Annotated in this window: 20 protein-coding genes; 13 read left to right on the forward strand and 7 right to left on the reverse strand. The window is 36.3% G+C overall.

The window, feature by feature from the left end; genetic code table 11:
- Positions 1-3: 3 nt before the first annotated feature.
- The 3 genes from GJE18_RS01935 to mdh all read left to right on the forward strand — a co-directional run bounded on the left by GJE18_RS01935 (position 4) and on the right by mdh (position 2315).
- Positions 4-912, forward strand: coding sequence for an aldo/keto reductase (locus tag GJE18_RS01935; RefSeq protein WP_060552416.1), 909 nt, complete (start codon positions 4-6; stop codon positions 910-912).
- Between the two features lie 22 nt (positions 913-934).
- The gene (locus GJE18_RS01940) at positions 935-1219 is read left to right on the forward strand and encodes a hypothetical protein (protein ID WP_060552417.1); all 285 of its coding nucleotides are present in this window, start codon (positions 935-937) and stop codon (positions 1217-1219) included.
- 151 nt (positions 1220-1370) lie between these two features.
- On the forward strand, positions 1371-2315 hold the full coding sequence (mdh, locus tag GJE18_RS01945) for a malate dehydrogenase (protein ID WP_107368361.1): 945 nt from the start codon (positions 1371-1373) through the stop codon (positions 2313-2315).
- 136 nt (positions 2316-2451) lie between these two features.
- Here the strand turns inward: mdh and GJE18_RS01950 are convergent, their stop codons facing one another.
- On the reverse strand, positions 2452-3171 hold the full coding sequence (locus GJE18_RS01950; RefSeq protein ID WP_060552418.1) for a CPBP family intramembrane glutamic endopeptidase: 720 nt from the start codon (positions 3169-3171) through the stop codon (positions 2452-2454).
- A gap of 289 nt (positions 3172-3460) precedes the next feature.
- On the reverse strand, positions 3461-4078 hold the full coding sequence (locus GJE18_RS01955) for a DUF1361 domain-containing protein (protein WP_107368353.1): 618 nt from the start codon (positions 4076-4078) through the stop codon (positions 3461-3463).
- 208 nt (positions 4079-4286) lie between these two features.
- Between GJE18_RS01955 and norA the strand changes: the two genes are divergently transcribed.
- From norA to GJE18_RS01995, 8 genes are all read left to right on the forward strand, one after another.
- Positions 4287-5444 carry a multidrug efflux MFS transporter NorA gene (gene norA, locus GJE18_RS01960; RefSeq protein ID WP_107368352.1) on the forward strand — a complete coding sequence of 386 codons (1158 nt, stop codon included), beginning with the start codon at positions 4287-4289 and terminating at the stop codon, positions 5442-5444.
- A gap of 62 nt (positions 5445-5506) precedes the next feature.
- A complete protein-coding gene (locus GJE18_RS01965; protein WP_107368351.1) occupies positions 5507-7834 on the forward strand; it encodes a CDP-glycerol glycerophosphotransferase family protein in 2328 nt (775 codons plus the stop codon).
- A 31-nt stretch (positions 7835-7865) separates the two neighbouring features.
- On the forward strand, positions 7866-8327 hold the full coding sequence (gene ybaK, locus GJE18_RS01970; RefSeq protein ID WP_060552536.1) for a Cys-tRNA(Pro) deacylase: 462 nt from the start codon (positions 7866-7868) through the stop codon (positions 8325-8327).
- Between the two features lie 154 nt (positions 8328-8481).
- Positions 8482-9237 (forward strand): DeoR/GlpR family DNA-binding transcription regulator, encoded by a 756-nt coding sequence (locus GJE18_RS01975; RefSeq protein WP_037566461.1) that lies wholly within the window; start codon positions 8482-8484, stop codon positions 9235-9237.
- The gene (pfkB, locus tag GJE18_RS01980) at positions 9234-10157 is read left to right on the forward strand and encodes a 1-phosphofructokinase (RefSeq protein WP_060552423.1); all 924 of its coding nucleotides are present in this window, start codon (positions 9234-9236) and stop codon (positions 10155-10157) included. The genes GJE18_RS01975 and pfkB overlap by 4 nt, the downstream gene beginning before the upstream one ends.
- Position 10158: 1 nt before the next feature.
- On the forward strand, positions 10159-12072 hold the full coding sequence (locus GJE18_RS01985) for a PTS fructose transporter subunit IIABC (protein ID WP_107368350.1): 1914 nt from the start codon (positions 10159-10161) through the stop codon (positions 12070-12072).
- 407 nt (positions 12073-12479) lie between these two features.
- Positions 12480-13841, forward strand: coding sequence for a hemolysin family protein (locus tag GJE18_RS01990; RefSeq protein WP_085622138.1), 1362 nt, complete (start codon positions 12480-12482; stop codon positions 13839-13841).
- 280 nt (positions 13842-14121) lie between these two features.
- On the forward strand, positions 14122-15087 hold the full coding sequence (locus GJE18_RS01995; protein WP_103345897.1) for a glycosyltransferase family 2 protein: 966 nt from the start codon (positions 14122-14124) through the stop codon (positions 15085-15087).
- A 431-nt stretch (positions 15088-15518) separates the two neighbouring features.
- Here GJE18_RS01995 and GJE18_RS02000 read toward each other — a convergent pair whose 3' ends face one another.
- From GJE18_RS02000 to queC, 5 genes are all read right to left on the reverse strand, one after another.
- A complete protein-coding gene (locus tag GJE18_RS02000) occupies positions 15519-15776 on the reverse strand; it encodes a GlsB/YeaQ/YmgE family stress response membrane protein (protein ID WP_037566470.1) in 258 nt (85 codons plus the stop codon).
- 76 nt (positions 15777-15852) lie between these two features.
- Entirely contained in the window at positions 15853-16440 is a 588-nt protein-coding gene (locus GJE18_RS02005; protein WP_107368349.1) for a hypothetical protein, read from the reverse strand.
- Between the two features lie 99 nt (positions 16441-16539).
- A complete protein-coding gene (queE, locus tag GJE18_RS02010) occupies positions 16540-17253 on the reverse strand; it encodes a 7-carboxy-7-deazaguanine synthase QueE (protein ID WP_105994958.1) in 714 nt (237 codons plus the stop codon).
- Positions 17246-17677 (reverse strand): 6-carboxytetrahydropterin synthase QueD, encoded by a 432-nt coding sequence (gene queD / locus GJE18_RS02015; RefSeq protein WP_107368348.1) that lies wholly within the window; start codon positions 17675-17677, stop codon positions 17246-17248. Before queD ends, queE begins: the two co-directional genes overlap by 8 nt.
- Positions 17677-18345, reverse strand: coding sequence for a 7-cyano-7-deazaguanine synthase QueC (queC, locus tag GJE18_RS02020; protein WP_103345894.1), 669 nt, complete (start codon positions 18343-18345; stop codon positions 17677-17679). The genes queD and queC overlap by 1 nt, the downstream gene beginning before the upstream one ends.
- A gap of 456 nt (positions 18346-18801) precedes the next feature.
- Between queC and GJE18_RS02025 the strand changes: the two genes are divergently transcribed.
- Both GJE18_RS02025 and pabB read left to right on the forward strand, forming a co-directional pair.
- Positions 18802-19395, forward strand: coding sequence for an anthranilate synthase component II (locus GJE18_RS02025; protein ID WP_060552430.1), 594 nt, complete (start codon positions 18802-18804; stop codon positions 19393-19395).
- Positions 19379-20512: an aminodeoxychorismate synthase component I gene (pabB, locus tag GJE18_RS02030; RefSeq protein WP_107368347.1), complete on the forward strand. Its 1134-nt coding sequence runs from the start codon at positions 19379-19381 to the stop codon at positions 20510-20512. Before GJE18_RS02025 ends, pabB begins: the two co-directional genes overlap by 17 nt.

The following is a 20512-nucleotide window of genomic DNA, read 5'->3' on the forward strand; positions in this document are numbered from 1 at the left end:
ATAATGGAAAAAGTATCAATTAACCAACACGTGTCTTACTCAAAAATAATTCAAGGGTTTTATCGTGCTGATCGTTGGCACATGTCCAAGCAAGAATTAAATACATTTATTCATCAATTAGTAGCGCGTGGAGTTACAACGATGGACCATGCAGATATTTATGGAAAATACACAGTTGAACAAATGTTTGGAGAGGCTTTAAAGTTATCACCTCATTTAAGAGAGAAGATTGAAATTGTAACGAAGTGTGGAATTGTACAGCCTAATGATATTTTTCCAGATCAAACAGCACACCGATATGATTTAAGTAAAAAGCATATTACACGTTCTGTTGATCGTGCTTTGAAAAATTTGGGTGTAGATTCGATCGATACATTATTGATTCATCGCCCATCACCATTAATGAAACCATGTGAAATTACAGAAGCACTTCAAGATTTAGTTGAAGAAGGTAAAGTGAAGTCTTTTGGTGTATCAAACTTTAGACGTTCCCAATACGAATTGCTGAATGATTGTTTAAAAGATGACCGCTTTCATATCGCAGTGAATCAAGTAGAAATTTCACCGTATCATTTAGATGCATTCCACGATGGTACGATTGATGATATGTATAAAGATGATGTGAAATTAATGGCGTGGGGACCTTTTGCAGGAGGAAAGTTATTTGATCCAACTGATAAAAAATCACAACGTGTCCTTCCAGTATTAGAACGGCTTGCAAAAGAGTACAATACCCATGTCGCATCTATTATTGTCGCTTGGTTTCATAAACACCCAGCGTCTATCTTACCTATATTAGGCACGCATCGGATAGAACGTGTTGACCAAGCTATTCATGGATTAGACATTTCATTGAAAGATCAAGATTGGTTTGATATTTATACCGCAGCTCAGGGCTATGATATACCCTAAGTCATTTAAAGGAGATTGAAATATGGCTCATGATTCTAAACGCCAACAATTTGTGTTTATGCGCAATATGATTGCGTTACCTTATGTTCTATTTGCCATTTTAATGATGATGGTGGTACTTTTTTCGCCACAATTAATTTGGTTTGTAGCAATAACGGGTGTGTTTATGGTCTATCACGTTATTGCCACGTTTATAGCATTTTTATTGAAGTACGGCAAAATTTGTTTAATATTACTCTTTATGACGCTTTGTGTTGTAGGGGGATTTGCTGCAATTCTTCACGTGTTTTTAACATTACATGCATAATCATGATAACAGTTCAGGCAGCCAATTTACGTAGGTGATTGCTGTCTGAAATATTTTTTCACAATTAACGAAAACGCTTTCATAAAATCAGTTCATTCCACGAGTACAATGGTATAATAAGGATGAAAAGAGTATAAGGGGGAGCATGATGATGAAACGTAAAAAAGTCACAATAGTAGGGTCTGGACATACTGGCGCAACATTAGCATTTATTATTGCTACACATGATATTGCGGATGTTGTTTTAGTAGATCGCAAGAAGAACGAAGCACAAATCAAAGGGAAAACATTGGATATTTTACAAAGTGGTTCGATACTAGGGTTTGATACGCATGTAACATCCACAGTTGATTATGCTGAAACTACTGATTCAGATGTCGTAGTCATAACTGCTGGTGTGCCACGATTGCCAGGTATGTCGAGAGATGAGTTGATTCAAACCAATGAACAAGTGATGATTGAAGTCACAGAACAAATTGTTAAATATTCGCCACACTGTAAAATTATTGTATTGACGAACCCTGTTGACGCGATGACATATACAGTATATCAACATTCTGGATTTTCAAGTGAACGTGTGATGGGCCAGTCAGGTGTGCTTGATTCAGCACGCTTTAATACCTTTGTAGCTGAGGCACTCAATGTAGCTGTAAATGACGTACATGGTATTGTTTTAGGTGGTCATGGTGATACTATGGTGCCACTCATTCGACACTGTCATGTAAATGGGGTGCCAATTACAGAACTTTTACCTCAAGAGAAAATTGATGACATTGTAAAACGTACGCAAGGTGGAGGCGCTGAAATTGTAAAATTATTGGGTGATGGCTCTGCGTACTATGCTCCTTCAGCAGCGGTTTATGAAATGATTGAAGCAATCATTTTGGATAAGCAACGCGTGCTACCAACTATCGCATATTGTGATGGGACATACGGTTTAGAAGATTTATACATTGGTATCCCTACCGTTGTAGGTGGGAAAGGGATTGAAAAAATAATCGAGCTGGATCTTACTAGTGAGGAGAAACAACAATTTAAACATTCTGCAGAAGCGGTCAGTGCGTTAAAGTCAACTTTAAAAAGTGTACAAAAATAAAACTGACATAGCGTGGCGGTTGTAAAAATGTACAATGGTGCATATTGAGTTACACATAAAGCGGATGCTTAGTAAATGACTAAAAGCCTTCAAAGTTCATCTTAACATGAATTTTGAAGGCTTATATATTTAATATTTATGCCAAGCTTTGTACGATAACGCCGACAAAGGATACGGCATTTACAAGCATATGTAAAAATATGGAAACCGCAATGTTACAATTTGTGCGTATATACATTATAACGAAAAGTGTTGCCATGACTAGGTAAGGTATCACTTCAAGTGGTGATTGGGCGTTAGTTACATGTAACATAGCAAAAGTCACCACAGATATACCCCCCATCACCCAAACGCCAAACTTTTTACCGAGTTCACCAATAATAACATGCCTAAAAAGTAGTTCTTCAGTAATGGGAACTAAAATCACTAAAACGATAAAAACTAAAGGCAACCAGGCTTTATCTTGAAATAATTCGACGATGCCTTTTTGGTTGACTGTAGTATCAAATTGCCAAGATTTAGGCAATAATTTGAAAGTGATGCTCATAACGATACTTACAACTACATATAAAATATAAGCGAATAAGACGAGTTTCATCTGTGATTGAAGTTCTCGTAATCGTTGGAAAATTTTTGTTTTGAGATGCTTCCGATGTGACCATATTAAGAATGATATCACAGATAAACTCGTGCATACACTCGTTAATAAAAACACCTTCGGATGTTCGATGTTATAGTTAAACATAACCGGATGAATAGAATAAATTATAGAACTGAAAACCATAGCACTTATATAATAAATAACGAAGGCTAACAAATCTCTCCATGCAGGGCGAAGCGTTTTGTGTTGATTCATACCAACCCTCCTTAAAAAAATGAATACTTCTATTTAACCACAAAAAGTACTATATACAATAATACAAATTCAAAAAATGTAATTATATACATGTACTTTAAACGTATTTTTATATTTAAGGGGACTTTCCACTCTGGGTAGTGCCGTTCATAATAAAAAAGTTGAATTAAAAATAATCCGATGCCAAAAGGCATAAAGAACAACATGATTGCCCAATAAAAAGGCCATTTAAGTTGGTAAAGCAATATTGACATAAGGCATTGTAAGATGATGAGCAATAGTAACACAGTCATGATCTCGTTCTCACTCCTTTCAAGCATAAGAGTAAGAGGCATTGCATGAGTGCAATTAATCCAATAAATGTTATCGCAGGAGCATCTATCGATTTTAAAGTTGAAATAACCACAGAAAATGGATTGTTAATGAGATGCACACTATGGAATCTTAAAAAACGGCCCACATAAATGCCCAATCCATTCAATAACGTCATTCCTAATAAAATGATGTAGCGGGTCCATAACGGAAATGGTAAATGAAAGAGTTCTAAAGCAATAAGTGTAAAACAATATACCGCAAATAAAACACCTGTCACCAATAATCCAAAATGAATCCATTCAATCAAAACTAAACCGGATAAAAAGCTAAACGAAAATTGATTTAAATGTATAAGGTCTGTCACCATGTAGAATGTATTAGGTAACATCAGTATAAAAATGCCCAGATATATGACAAATAATGGCCATTCGAATAACCGTTTGGGTACGAATAATTTAAGTAGATATGCGAGTTCTAAAGGGATATAGGCGAGTGTCAGATTTAATAATAAAAATTTGAAATGGTTCGGAACAACGAGTGTTGTGACGAATAAAAATACATATAAGAGCCGAGCGATATAACGCGCTTGCATCTCATCCCTCCTCGAAATTGATGAATATGATAAACTGAAACTAATCTTTATGCGATAGTGGTTGTAAAAAGTACGTGCCCTTAGACTTGATATCCGTCAAATACACTACGGAATATCTGTTGAAAATTCAACTCATAACGCTTTCCAATTTATGTTGACTATTATATAATATGCTAACCATTTTTAATTGTAGGGGGTGTATTGAACCATGACAAAACAGTTTATCATTTTATATATGAATATATTTCTCATCTTTTTAGGCATTGGTCTTGTCATACCGGTATTGCCGATTTATTTAAAAGATTTAGGATTAACAGGTGCAGATTTAGGGGTTTTAGTAGCAGTTTTTGCACTTGCACAGATGGCAATCTCTCCCTTTGGTGGCACACTTGCAGATAAGTTAGGTAAAAAACTTATCATATGCATTGGATTAATTTTGTTTAGTTTATCAGAGTTCTTATTTGCGATTGGTCATACATTTCCTATTTTAATAATTTCTCGTGTGTTAGGTGGATTTAGTGCAGGTATGATTATGCCTGGCGTTACGGGGCTTATTGCCGATATTTCACCTGAGCAAGATAAAGCGCGTAATTTTGGCTATATGTCTGCAATTATTTCTGCTGGCTTTATATTAGGTCCAGGTATTGGTGGGTTTTTAGCAGAAATCTCACACCGCGTACCCTTTGTTTTTGCAGGTATACTTGGTATTTTCGCATTTATGGGTACCGTACTCTTTGTCAAAACATCACAAAAATCATCACAAGGCTTTACTACACTTGAGACACAAAAGTTAAGTCAGGTTAATTTAAAAATGTTTGTAACACCTGCACTTTTAACCTTAATTTTAGCGCTTGGATTATCAGCATTTGAAACTTTATTCCCTTTATATACAGCAGACAAAATGAATTTTCAACCTTCAGATATCTCTATTGCAATAGTAGGCGGAGGGGTATTTGGAGCAATCTTTCAAATATTTTTCTTTGATAAATTAATCCGTCATTTTAATGAATTAACGTTTATTACGTATGCATTAATCTACTCTGCCATTGTATTAAGTTTTCTTATTTTTGCTTATTCATACTGGCAAGTCATGGTGATCTGTTTTATTGTGTTTATCGGTTTTGACTTAATCCGACCTGCGTTAACAAATTATTTTTCAAATATTGCAGGAGACCGACAAGGGTTTGCTGGGGGCATCAATTCTACATTTACAAGTATGGGCAACTTTGTGGGGCCTTTAATTGCAGGTGGGTTTTATGATTTGAATATTGAATATCCGTTAATCATGTCTATCGCATTTATGTGTTTAGGTTGTATCATTATATTTATTGAACAACGATTGAGGTCTCATTATAAAGCGTCTTGATTTGAGACTTGCATAGATATCCAATAAAGTAGTTATGTTTATAAAAAGTAGGAGCGACAAAGATGCATATTAAAATATTAGGATTTAACTTATTTCAAAAAGGGGGGACATCACGCAGTAATCTGAACTTACTACGTGCCCTTAAAGCAGCGAATCATACGGTCACATACATTAATTATGTACCATTTCGTAAGCGCCATGTCGAACACTTAAAAAAAACAGCTGTTCGCGAAATAGAGGGCGTAAATTTTGAAAGTTTTCATAATGTGAAATCTTTAACTGCGTGTGATGTGCTTATTTTAACAAGAGAAGATTTTTTTAAATATGCGCGTGAGGTGAAACGTCAAGCACCGACAATTCAAATTTTAGGTGAACTACATGCGCCTTTAGCATATATTAATCCATCTTTTGATTTGGCATTAGAAGCAATAGATGCAGTGCGTGTCAGTACGCCGGACATCGCAAAAGCGTTTGCATCACGATTTGAATATCCTTACGTTTTTCCGATGTATGTTAATACAGATCATATTGTCTTTCAACCTCAACCAAGTCCTAACACGAAAGCGCTCATGATGAAAGCGCGTTTTGAGGATGCCATAAAAGACATTTCTTACGCTCTAAAGTTAATGCATTTCATTGTTTACACAAAAGGTCACCATGATGTTGAATTTCATATACAAGGGTATGGTCCTTCTTTAGAATTATATGAACAACTTATTACGTATTATCAATTAGAACGCCAAGTTTTTTTGAATGGAGACATACCAAAGCATGCGATATATATTTCAACTTCTCCTTATGAAACGTTAGGTTATTCTATACTAGAAGCAATTGGTGATGGCAACCAAGCATGCATCTATCCTGGAGATGACGCGGTACTAACATCGATTTATCAACCGTTTCACGCTGTCCATTTTTTAAATAAACAGTTAGAACATGATTACCAAGTTATTATGGCCACCATTCAAGAAACCTATACGGACACCATGCGTAATGAAGACTTTCACTATTTTAATCAACAATTTCAATATGAGGACTATAGCGACACATTGTTAAGGCAATTGGCTGAAAAGGCGGATCAGCATGTGATAACGCCACATTTAATAGAAAAAACGCGTGTTGAACTGCCATTCTATTACAGTCGATATGTCGTAAAACATACCGTAAAAAAAGCGTTGAACCGTTTGCCTAATAGCTTTAAACGCGTACTGAATAAAAAGTCACGACTCTATCAATATATGCGTCGAGGGATATTTGCTGTAGAAAAACAAGTGAAACAACGACGTCAACAGCGCATACATCCTTCGCGTTCTCATGTGTTTATTGAATCTTTTCATGGCAAAAATTTTTCGGGCGATCCTAAAGCAATCGCACTTGAAATTCAGCGTCAATATCCTGACAAAGTTATATATGTTAGTGCTGCGAATGAATATGTTGATATTGAAATACGCCAATTTGATATGCAACCTGTTCGTTTTGGGTCACGTGAATACATTCAAGCGTTTGAACGTGCGCAATTTGCCGTGATTAATGGTAACTTGTGGGATCGTTTACTCAAACATCCAAAACAAACTGTGATTCAAACGTGGCATGGGATGCCTTTAAAACGGATGGTGAATGATTTGATGGATCCAGTAGAACGCCAACAACAAAGTGAAGCGTTCTTGCCTAGAATGTTAAAATGGGATGTTTTACTGTCGTGTTCAGAACGTTATGAAGCATTGATTTCAAGTGCGTTTAATTTATCTCAACATCCATCATTAAAAATTTGGCGCGAGGGTGCACCACGTAACAGTATGCTTATTAGGCATCAAGAGGATGAGCATAAGCGTCACGACATTCAAGAAAAATATGTGGGGATAGCGACTCCGGAGAAACGATATATCTTATTTTGTCCAACATGGCGTAAATCGCAACGTCAAAATGTGTCAGAACTTGATTTGAAGACGCTTGTGCATTTATTACCTGACAACTATGAAGTCATTGTGAAACTACATCCAAATGAAGGTCATTTGTATACTACTTATCGTAATATGGATTCGCGTATTCATTGCTTTATGAATGAATGGGTAGACATACAAGAATTATACTTAATATGCGACGCGCTCATTACAGATTATTCATCAGCGTTATTTGATTACGCACATTTAAATCGTCCAATAATCGTATTAGATGAAGATACACAGGATTATCATCAAACTGTGGGCTTTTATTTTGAATTGGATGAAATGGTTTCCGTGAAACAATGTACTGCAAATGCAGAAGTCATTGCAGATTACATCTTAAAGCATAAAAGCGTAGACCATTCGGCTATTATTCGTAAATTCATGGTATTGGATCATGAAGCATCTGATAAAAATATCGTAAATCACATGTTTAGTGATAAGTAGGAGAGGACTTATAGTGAAAAAAACGAATGCAATGCGACTCTTAGATAAGCACAAGGTAACGTATGATGTACGCGCATTTGAAGTGAGTGAGGCACATATGGATGGGGAAATGGTGTCATCAAAAATCGGTGTGCCCCCTCACCAAGTTTTTAAAACACTAGTCTTAGAAAATGAGAAGCGCGACCATTTTGTTTGTGTCATCCCTGTGAGTGCGCAACTCGATTTAAAATATGCAGCGCAACAATTTCGTCAAAAGAAATTACAATTAATACCTCTTGATGATTTAAAACGTGTAACGGGTTATATTCGTGGAGGGTGCTCGCCTTTAGGAATGAAGCGATTGTTTCCGACAATTATCGATCTTACAGCATTTTCACAAGATGTCATATATGTTAGTGGGGGTCAACGTGGCGTCCAAATAGGCGTTGCTCCAAAGACGCTCGCAACCATTGTAAATGCACAATGTGCACACATTTCAATCGCAAATAATTGAGTAATAATTTGACACATGTAGTGGTTTCGCAATGAAATCGCCCAACATGTGTCATTTTTATATCATTTTATGATTGTTTATGATTGTTTGTGAAAGAAAATGATTGATTTTTGGAAACGCATTCATTATACTGTAAGAGAAATGAGGTGGAGGCATGTTAACTGAAAAACGTCATGAGATGATTATTGCTGCACTTACACAACATCACTTTTTATCATTACAACATTTAATGGAGTACACAGGGTGTAGCGCGTCTACCATTCGTCGGGATTTAACGAAGCTACAAGATGAAGGTGTTTTAATTCGTGTTCATGGTGGGGCTAAACTGAGTCAAGTACAACATGAACTCGCATTAGATACAAAGCGAACGCAACATATTGATGAAAAAATACACATTGCTAAACAAGCAGCATCAATGATTAAAGATGGCGATAGTATTTATATTGATGCAGGTTCTACAACGTTAGAGATGATTGCGTATATTGATGCGCAAGATGTGACTGTAGTCACTAATGGTCTACCTCATGTCGATGCACTGATTAAAAAAGGTTTGCGTCCAATAGTTGTCGGAGGAACAATTAAAACGACAACAATGGCAGTTGTAGGTGTAAGAGCCGCCGACAGCTTAAAGCATTATTCATTTAATAAAGTTTTTTTAGGTATCAATGGCATTGATTGTGATGCAGGGTTCACTACACCTGATGAACAAGAAGCATTAATGAAAGAAAATGCGATGAAACAAGGGTTACAGACATATATTCTCGCTGATGCATCTAAATTTCATCAAAGTTACTTTGCACGAATTTATACGCAAGACGAACCAATTATTATCACGTCCCAAAAGGCGATGGATACGATTGATCTCAATCGTTTTAAAGCCAAATATGAATTTTTAGGAGGAGCAGAATGATATATACAGTGACTTTGAACCCATCAATTGATTATATTGTCTTTCTAGACGACTATCACACTGGTAAATTAAATCGTTCAACCGCAACGGCTAAATTTGCAGGTGGCAAAGGGATTAATGTATCAAGAGTTTTAAATACACTCAACGTTCCTTCCGTTGCGTTAGGGTTTATTGGTGGATTTCCAGGCCGATTTGTTCAAACGCAATTAGAAACGTCAGGTATTCCAACGCAGTTTACTGAGGTAGATGAAGATACACGCATTAATATCAAGCTGAAAAGTGACGATGAGACAGAAATTAATGCGCCTGGTCCACATATAACACAACACCATTTTCAAGATTTACTTAATCGTATCGCTCAAACAACAGAAAACGATATCGTTGTTTTAGCCGGCAGTGTGCCAAGTAGCTTGCCGCAATCAACGTATGCGGAGATTGCTAAAGTTGTAGAACAAACAGGAGCAAGACTTGTTGTAGATGCTGAAAAAGGATTGATGGAAGGAATATTACCGTATCATCCTTTACTTATTAAACCAAATCAACATGAACTTGAAGAGATGTTTCATACACAAATCACTACTGATCAAGAAGTGATTCACTATGCTACAAAACTTCTTCATAAAGGTGCACAAACCGTGCTCGTTTCACTTGGAGGAGACGGTGCGATTTATGTTGATCAACACTGTGCATATAAAATATTAGCGCCGAAAGGGACCGTGGTGAATACGGTAGGTGCTGGGGATAGTACGGTTGCAGGTATGCTTGCAGGTTTATCATTATCACTTTCAATCGAAGCGCAATTAGAACTTGCTATCGCAGCAGGCTCAGCGACCGCATTCAACGATGATTTGGCAGAACGTGAAGCAATACAATCATTACAATCAAGCGTGTCAGTGACACCATTAAATAAGGAGGGGTAACATGAGAATTACAGAGTTACTCACGAAAGAAACCATTGCGATGGACTTAACAGCAACAGATAAAAAGAGTGCGATTAAGGAACTTGCATCGCAACTCGACAAGGCTGGAAAATTAAATGATGTCTCAGCATTTATTGAAGGGATTGAAAATCGCGAACGTCAAAGTTCAACTGGAATTGGAGAAGGTATTGCGATACCTCACGCTAAAGTTGCAGCTGTAGCACAACCGGCCATTGCATTTGGTAAATCGAAAGCGGGTATCGATTATGACAGTTTAGATATGCAGCCCGCACATTTATTCTTTATGATTGCAGCACCAGAAACAGGCGCACAAACACATTTGGATGCATTGGCAAAATTGTCAGGTATTTTAATGGATGAGGCAGTTCGTGCCCGTTTGTTAGACGCAACTACGCCTGAAGAAGTGTTGGCGATTATTAATGAAGCAGATGATGAAGCAACAGATGAAAATAGTGATATTCAAGAAACAGTGGCACCCTCAAACAATGACGAACCTTATGTTTTAGCGGTGACAGCTTGTCCAACAGGTATCGCGCACACATTTATGGCACGCGATGCATTGAAGAAACAGGCAGATCAAATGGGCGTTAAAATGAAAGTTGAAACGAACGGTGCAGGTGGTATTAAAAATAAATTAACTGATGAAGATATTGCGCGTGCAACTGGAATCATTGTTGCTGCCGATGTTCACGTGGAAATGAATCGTTTTCATGGTAAAAATGTCGTTCAAGTTCCAGTAGCAGATGGCATTAAGCGTCCTGAAGCGTTGATTCAAAGCGCCATGGATTCAAATAGAAAACCTTTCGTAGCAGAAGGGCATCATGACAACTCTGAGTCAAAAGAAGAAAAATTAGGAATAGGTAAAACGATTTATAAACATTTAATGAATGGTGTTTCAAATATGTTACCGCTTGTCATCGCGGGTGGTATATTAATGGCTATTGTATTTATGATCGGACCAAACGCGTTTGATCCAAAAAGCTCGGACTATCATCCATTTGCGGCAACGTTATGGGAAATAGGGAATAAAAGTGCCTTTGCCCTTATTGTACCTATTTTAGCTGGATACATTGCACGAAGTATCGCAGATAAACCAGGTTTTGCTGCTGGTTTAGTGGGTGGTATGTTAGCTGTGACAGGTGGTTCCGGATTTATCGGTGGGATTATTGCCGGTTTCTTAGCAGGTTATTTAACGCAAGGGATTAAAGCATTAACGAAAAATTTCCCACCGATGTTAGAAGGTTTAAAACCGACATTAATTTATCCGATTTTCTCCGTTCTTATTACAGGCTTATTAATGATTTATGTATTTAATACGCCTGCAGCATGGTTAAATGAAGCACTTCAAAATGGACTTAACGGACTCTCAGGTTCTAACATTGTTATTTTAGGTATTGTAATTGGCGCGATGATGGCTATCGATATGGGTGGTCCATTCAATAAAGCAGCATATGTCTTTAGTACGGCTGCGTTAACAGCAGGAAACGCTGCACCGATTACTGCAGCCATGGTTGGCGGTATGGTACCACCTATCGCAATTGCCTTTGCCATGATTATCTTTAAAAGAAAATTCACGAAAGCACAACGTGGCTCTATTATTCCGAACTTTGTGATGGGCGCATCATTTATTACTGAAGGTGCGATTCCATTTGCTGCAGCAGATCCGTTACGTGTGATTCCATCCATGATGTTTGGCTCAGGTATTGCCGGTGGATTAGCATTATTATTTGGTTCACGTATTCAAGCACCACATGGTGGTTTAGTTGTTATTTTCGGCACAGATATCAGTCATGCGCTATTTACAATCATAGCAATCTTAATCGGTGCGCTCGTAAGTGCTGTGCTTTATGGTATGTTAAAAAAGAATACTGAGACAGTTCAAGCAACGAAATAAATATCACAGTTGCATGATAGTATCACAATTTAGTAGTTAAGACACGAAGTTTGACATTACATTCAACCTCCAAGGCTCATGGATATGACACTTGGGGGTTTTTTATCTTTAGATCACATATTTTTATAGTTACGTGTTCATTTTTTACCTGAAAAACAATATTTTAAAATCGATAAAACCCAACACAATCTTCACTTGAATTAGGTTGTCAGGGTGAGTATTTATAGTATAATTTCACTAAGAATTATGCTATGATAAAATTAATATTTTTGCGTCTGGAGGGAGCTCAATGGGAAGGATTTAACATCAAGAACGGCACTAGCACAACGAATTAAATTTTTGATGTCATCGCCTTACATGAGCGATGCAAAATAACGGAGGTGAATCCCTTTCTATAAGGGAACTAATTGGATAGTACGACCATATTATATTTAACAATATTTGTAGCATTAATTGCATTAACCACAGTATTCGTGGGTTCGGAGTTTGCGTTAGTAAAAGTGCGTGCTTCACGTGTGGAACAACTCATTGCTGAAGGTAACGGCAATGCAAGAGTTGTGAAAAAAATGATTTCAAATCTAGACTATTATTTATCTGCATGTCAATTGGGTATTACAGTGACGTCGCTTGGATTAGGATGGTTAGGTGAACCATTATTTGAACGTATTTTACATCCTGTCATCGAATTATTACATTTACCGAATGCATTAGTCGCAACCATCTCGATTGTGACAGCATTTATCATCGTAACCTATATCCATGTGGTCGTCGGAGAACTTGCACCTAAAACACTCGCAATTCAGTATACAGAAAATATTGCGTTATTGTATGCGCGTCCACTTTACATTTTTGGTTTAATCATGAAACCATTAATTTGGCTAATGAATGGTTCTGCACGCTTGATTATTCGTTTATTCGGTGCAGACCCTAATGCAGGTAACGAAGCGATGTCTGAAGAAGAACTAAAAATCATTATGAATAATAGTTATCATGGTGGCGAAATCAACCAAACAGAACTTGCATATATGCAAAATATATTTTCATTTGATGAACGTCATGCTAAAGATATTATGGTACCGAGAACACAAATGATCACATTAAATGAACCGTTTAATGTTGATGAATTACTCGAAACGATAAAAGAACATCAATTTACACGTTATCCAATTACTGAAGATGGAGATAAAGACCATATTAAAGGGTTTATCAATGTAAAGGAATTTTTAACAGAATATGCTTCGGGCACACCGATTAAAATAGGGAACTATATTCATGAGTTGCCGATGATTTCAGAGACGACAAGAATTAGCGATGCATTGATACGAATGCAACGTGAACATGTTCATATCAGTTTAATCATTGATGAGTATGGCGGTACAGCTGGGATATTAACTATGGAAGATATCCTTGAAGAAATTGTAGGCGAAATTAGAGATGAATTTGATGATGATGAAGTCAATGATATCGTCAAATTGGATGACAACACATATCAAATTAATGGACGTGTATTATTACGTGATCTTGAAGAAGAATATGGAATAGCGTTTGAAGATTCAGATGATATTGATACTATCGGTGGTTGGTTACAATCTCAAAATACAGAGCTTGAACAAGACGACTATATTGATACGCAATATGATCGATGGATTGTTTCCGAAATTGAAAACCATCAAATTATCAGTGTATTATTACGTTATGAATGTCATGAAGAGCGTCATCGCATTGGTGATGAAGACGACGAGACACTAGAAAACGCTCAAGATAAATAATAAAAAAACGGACATGTTTGCTTATCTATATGATGTATAAGTAAGTGTCCGTTTTCTTTTCTTAATGCTCTAAGCGAATGTAATATAAAAATGGTTGAATCTTATCAAATGTTCACTTTTCGCTAGATGTCAGAGTACTTATATTGGTATAGTTAAAGGAAGAGTGACAACATTTTTTAGTTAAATATGTTAAAATATCAGCGCATTGTGATACGCAAACAGCGTTGATTGTTTTGTACGCTTATAAAAAAATAAAGTGGAGATAAGTAGGTGCACTATAATGAAATTGAGAGTCATCGTACCTTGTTATAACGAGACGGAAATAATAAAAGAAACCATTACTAAATTAACGTCAATTTTAGATGAAGCCTCTAAGTTAAAGTCATTTGATTATGATGTCTTGTTTGTTGATGATGGAAGTAAAGACAATACAATTGAAATTCTACAAAATGCTGCAGCGTCTAATGCTAAAGTAAAATATCTTTCTTTTAGTCGTAACTTCGGTAAAGAATCTGCCATGATTGCTGGATTTGAACATAGTACAGACTGTGATGCCGTGGTCATGATTGATGCCGATTTACAACATCCGCCTGAACTCATTCCTCAAATGGTCGATATGTATCGTGAAGGATACGACCAAGTGATCGCCAAACGTAATCGTGAAGGTGAAAATGCTCCTCGTAAATTCATGACACGTATTTACTACAAAATGATTAATTATTTTGTTGAAGAAATCCACTTAGAAGATGGTGTGGGTGATTTTAGATTACTCAGTCAGCGCGCGGTCCAATCACTTGTGAGTTTAAGTGAATATAATCGTTTTTCAAAAGGATTATTTGCATGGATTGGTTATAATACAAAAGTCATCACGTATAAAAATGTAGAACGTGAAGCTGGAGAATCAAAATGGTCTTTTGGTAGTCTACTGAATTACGCGATTGATGGTTTAATTTCATTTAATAATAAGCCTTTGCGTACGATGATTTATTTAGGTTTCATTATCTTTATGATGAGTATGCTTTATGTGGCGTATTTATTGTTTGATACCATTACACATGGTGTATCCGTACCAGGATATTTTACTATCATTGCAGCAGTATTATTTATCGGAGGCATTCAACTGATATCGATAGGGGTTATTGGTGAATATATCGGTCGCATCTATTACGAAGTGAAACGAAGACCCAAATATATCGTTCAAACTTCAAACCTACAACCTCCAAAAATGACACATGATCACGAATAATAGCAATGAAAAAAACTTTAAGTATCGGATATTATTCTATACTCAATAGGGATTGGGACGTAACAATCCTGTAAATCAACTTAGCCAATAAAATTCATTCTTTTTACGCTCCCTATAAAGTAGACACTTAAAAAGTGAAAACTTTATAGGGGCTTTTTATATGAGGAGAAGCATCGTCAATGAAAACTTTACTTTAATTGTTTCCGTTGCTGAAACTTTTGAGGTGATTCGACTAGAAAAGCGAGCGTTAGGAAGAGTCGAAATTGAAATGATTAATCACTCCACTCATAGTTGTATGAGATTTTAAGTATAAAGCGATGCATCGCTATCGTTTGCAATTTGGAACATTACCAATGATATATGAATAAAAAAAGACAAACTTGCTTTTAGTAAGCAAAGTTTGTCATTAATCATTTTAAAAAATTTAAATTCTAGCGTTTTTTACCACGTAAAGCGCCTAAAATTAAAGAAATAAGTACGATAAGAATAATTGAACCAATTAAAGCTGGTAAAATGTATACGCCACCTAAAGATGGACCCCAATGACCAAGTAACGCTGTACCTAACGCTGAACCAACAAGACCAGCGATAATGTTACCAATAATACCACCAGGAATATCTTTACCTAGGATTGCACCGGCTGCCCAGCCGATAAGTCCACCTACGATTAACATTAAAATAAAGCCCATTTAAAAAACCTCCTTTATGCCAAAGCTATTGTCTTGATACATATACCACGTTTAAACAAAATCTAATCACCAATTTTTAAATTTTGTATAATTTTTCTAAAGTGATAAGGACAAAAAAGCAAAAATGGATGGTTAAAATGACATACCATTGCGGTGTCAATAAGGATAGGACGGTAAGTCCGAGTATCATAAAAAAAGTACCAATCCATAGAGGATTTTTAACTTTAATTCTTTTATAAAAGTTTTGAAAGTAAGGTGAATGAAAAGAACTCGAAAAAAACAAAATGCCCCCGAATATAAAAATGGTCGGTGCTGCAAATGGCACGGACATATAGTACGATTCATCACCAGTTTGGTAGGTAATTAATAATGTCATGCTTACCATAATTGTAAAAATCGCCAACAGAAATTTTTGTTTATACACTTTAAACGGTGTCTTTTGACGATCAACATAAAAATGAATGATGGTCCAAGCAATATACATGAACATTGCAGCTAAGGAGATAAAGGTAACTTTCCCTAATAGTATTTGATTTAAAAAACTATTGATTGCAATCGCTAACAATGCGCTACTAAATCTAAATGACTGAAATTGGTTTTTATATAAATCGAACATTAAAATAATGCCGACGACTACAATATTCAATATAACAAAAAGGACCATTGTATTCTCCTATCTTTTAGTTCATCTTTTCATTATAACAATAAGATGTTGAGATAGCATGTGAAATGGTCCTTTTTTATTTATTTAATTTCTTATAATTTATACACCTTTTTTATTGCTCCATAGTAACGTATGTAGTTGAGGTAATACGAATACATTGTTCATTGACGGGTCTGTCATGACACGATCAATTAAAGTTTCATATCGAGCAAGTAATTTATCTGTATGATGGTCTACGTCAGTTTCTAAATAAGGATTACCAACTTGTAAATAAAATGGCAGGTGAGGATAACGGTGATGTATTGTCTGAGCGAAATGGTAATCGTCATCATTAAATATAACAACTTTTAAGTTCAATGTTTCAGGTATACATTGGTCAATGACTGAATCTAAAATATCTAAATTTTGTTTCATACCTGAACTTGGTGGTTTTGGTGATACTGTTAAATCATTAATTTGACGCATCCAAGGTTGATATTTACTTCCTTGCGTTTCCAGTGCCGTTTGAATGTCTTGAGATTGAAATAAATCGACGAGTGCTTGAATGCCTTTAATTAAGGCGGGATTACCACCAGATATTGTCACATGATTAAATTGATTACCGCCAATGGCTTTAAGTTCATGTAAAATCGCTTCGGGTGTCATCATCCGAATTTCATCTTTTGCACTACCGTCCCATGTGAATTTAGAATCACACCAACTACATCTGAAATCACATCCAGCCGTTCGTACAAACATCGTTTTTCGTCCAATGACGCGGCCTTCACCTTGAATCGTAGGGCCAAATATTTCTAATACAGGTATTTTAACCATGTGGTGTCTCCTTCTTCTTTGGTCGGTAAACGACGTAACTCGAAGGCGTTTCTCTTAAAAATACTTGTACACATTGCGGTTGATGTGGAAGGGTTGCTAAATGTGATGAGACAATACCGTAAATCGTTTCGGCAACAATTTCAGTAGAAGGCGACTTCCCTTTAAAAAGTGGTAAATCATTTAATAAATGATGATCGAATTGATCGTGTACCAATTGTTTTAACGTGCTGAAATTAACGAGAAATCCTAAATCATCGAGTACATCACCAGCAATAGTTAAATTCACAAAATACGTATGACCATGGACACGCTCGCATTTTCCAGCACGTTTATCACAAATGGCATGTGCTGCTGAAAAGTTAAAATCTTTATTCAGTTCATAAATATAATTGTGAGAGATTTGGGGATACATTTGATGTAGCATTATGATTGCACTCCTTTCTCGTTTAAATAGGCTTCTAAGCCTTTTTGTCTTAATAGACATGCAGGACATTCACCACATCCATCAGCAATCACACCGTTATAGCATGTTAAAGTTTGTGTTCGAATATAATCCAATGCGCCAAGTTCATCGCTTAAAGCCCAAGTTTCTTTTTTATTTAACCACATGAGTGGGGTGTGTATGACAAAGTCTTTATCCATAGCGAGATTCATCGTCACATTCATAGATTTTATAAATGCATCCCTACAATCTGGATAGCCAGAAAAGTCAGTTTCACATACACCAGTGATGATATGCTTTGCATTAATTTGATAGGCAAGTGCACCTGCAAAAGATAAGAAAAGTAGGTTACGTGCTGGAACAAAAGTGTTAGGCACACCATCCGTTGTATCTATCGTCATATCGTGAGAAGTTAATGCGTTAGGTGAAAGTTGACTTAAAAGTGACATATCTAGAACGTGATGTTTCAATCCTTGTTCAGCCGCAATCTTTTTTGCGACTTCAATTTCTTGGGCATGGCGTTGTCCGTATTCAAAAGTGACAAGTTCAACTTCTTTAAAATGTGCTGTCGCATAAAAGAGGCAAGTGGTACTATCTTGACCTCCACTAAAAACGACAAGTGCTTTTTCATTTTGAAGCACGTCAGACATAAAAAACCGCTCCTTTTTAGAGAAGCTCCTATAAATGTTATCAACACAATTGAGTTTAGCATCGAAGTGGTTTTCTATCTTATTATACGCAGCGAATTTTAAACGTATATTAAAGGGGGAGACGTTGTATCATGTTTAAACTCATTGTAGTATATGAGAAGGGTGTGGACTTCAATCCAAGTTGCCTTCTCTCTTCGTCCATAAAAAAAGCCTGTCTTCTTATTTGAAAAGACAGACAGGACTAGACCAAATCATGTGATGATATCATTTCACATCACGAAAAGGTGTCTAGTTTTTTATAGAGGGTTAATTGCTAGGAACCTCTGTCTTTTAGTTACGTTCCATACTTTAATACATTTATTAAGAGAAAGCAAGATGAAAATTTGATAACCCCTTTGTCAATCACTCTCACATCTGTGATAATAGATTTATTATAGAAAAATGAGGCGAATTAACATGATAGTAATGATAGATAATAAAGATTCGTTTACATATAATGTTGTTGATTTAATATATCAAGCGACATCATGCCATGTTGAAGTTATTGATATTCATGATGTAAACATCGATACACTTCAACGCATACAACCTGAAGCCATTGTGATTTCCCCTGGACCTGGCACTCCGAAAGATTATCCAATATTGTTTGATGTTTTAAAGCATTTTGAACAACAATGTCCCATACTCGGGGTATGCCTAGGATTTCAACTGATTGCAGCATTTTACGGGTGTCACATCATTAAAGCTCCTTGGCCTATCCATGGACATACAACAACGATGTATCACAATCAAAGTGATTTATATGAAGGGCTGCCTTCTCCGTTTAAGGTGATGCGTTACCACTCTTTAATGGTAGATATCGCAACATTGCATAATCCTTTAACGATAACAGCGAAAAATGACGACGGCATTGTGTTAGGTATTAAACATGATCATTTACCTATTTATGGGGTGCAATATCATCCCGAATCTATTTTGTCAGAATATGGCTGCACTCAAATGAACAACTTCTTTAGTAAGGTAGGTTTAAAACATGGTTGCCACATTTAATTTTCAATATTACGCTAACCCATATGAGACGGAACAATTACAGTACATATTTGACAACTGTTTTTATCATTCTATCGCTAGGGACCTCTCAGAAGTTGGAAATGTCATTAGCGAAGCTGAAACATATCAAAAAGCGGGATATTATGTTGTGATTTATTTACCCTACGAAGCCGCAAGTTACTATAACAACAATTTTAAAGTGAAAAAGCCAGAAGATGGGATTTATGCCGCTTGTTATGTCTATACTAACCCAGTACATGGTAAGTCTGACGTGACGAGAGATGTTCCAAACGCACTGAATTTCACCTTTACAGAAACAAAAACGCATATTCAAAATCAAATTAAACGTATTCATCAAGAAATCATAGAAGGTGAAACGTATCAAGTGAATTATACGACGCGATTAGAAGCATCTCAATCCATGACGATTCAATCATTATATGCGAAACTGACATCTAAAATGAATGGGCACTATACGGCGATGATAGATACTGAAGCGTTAAAAATTGCTTCTATTTCACCAGAATTATTTTTCCAAGTTGGACCTTTTCAAGACGCAACACGAACAATTGTTAGTAAACCTATGAAAGGAACAATGCCACGAGGAGCGACGCAACATGATGATTTACATAATGAAACCACATTACAGACCTCGCCAAAAGACCGTGCTGAGAATGTTATGATTGTAGATTTATTACGAAATGATATTACACGTATTGCGACGCCGGGTACAATTCGTGTGCCAAGGTTGTTTGATGTGGAACGCTACCCTACCGTTTTTCAAATGACATCAATGGTGACGGGAGATGTAGACGAGACAGTTACGTTAAATGATATGCTACGTGCGTTGTTTCCATGTGGCTCAATTACAGGTGCCCCTAAAGTGAATACGATGCGTATCATAGATGAATTAGAAGATGCACCTAGACATATTTACTGTGGGGCACTAGGCCTTTGCTTGCCTGATGGACGTGCTGTTTTTAACGTTCCAATACGTACGGTACAGTATGTTAATCAGAAAGCCATCTATGGGGTGGGGGCAGGAATAACAATTGATTCCGATGTTGATATGGAATATGCAGAGTTTAAGGATAAAACTAAAATATTAGAGGGATAA

Source organism: Staphylococcus agnetis, from assembly GCF_011466855.1.
GTDB lineage: Bacteria > Bacillota > Bacilli > Staphylococcales > Staphylococcaceae > Staphylococcus > Staphylococcus agnetis.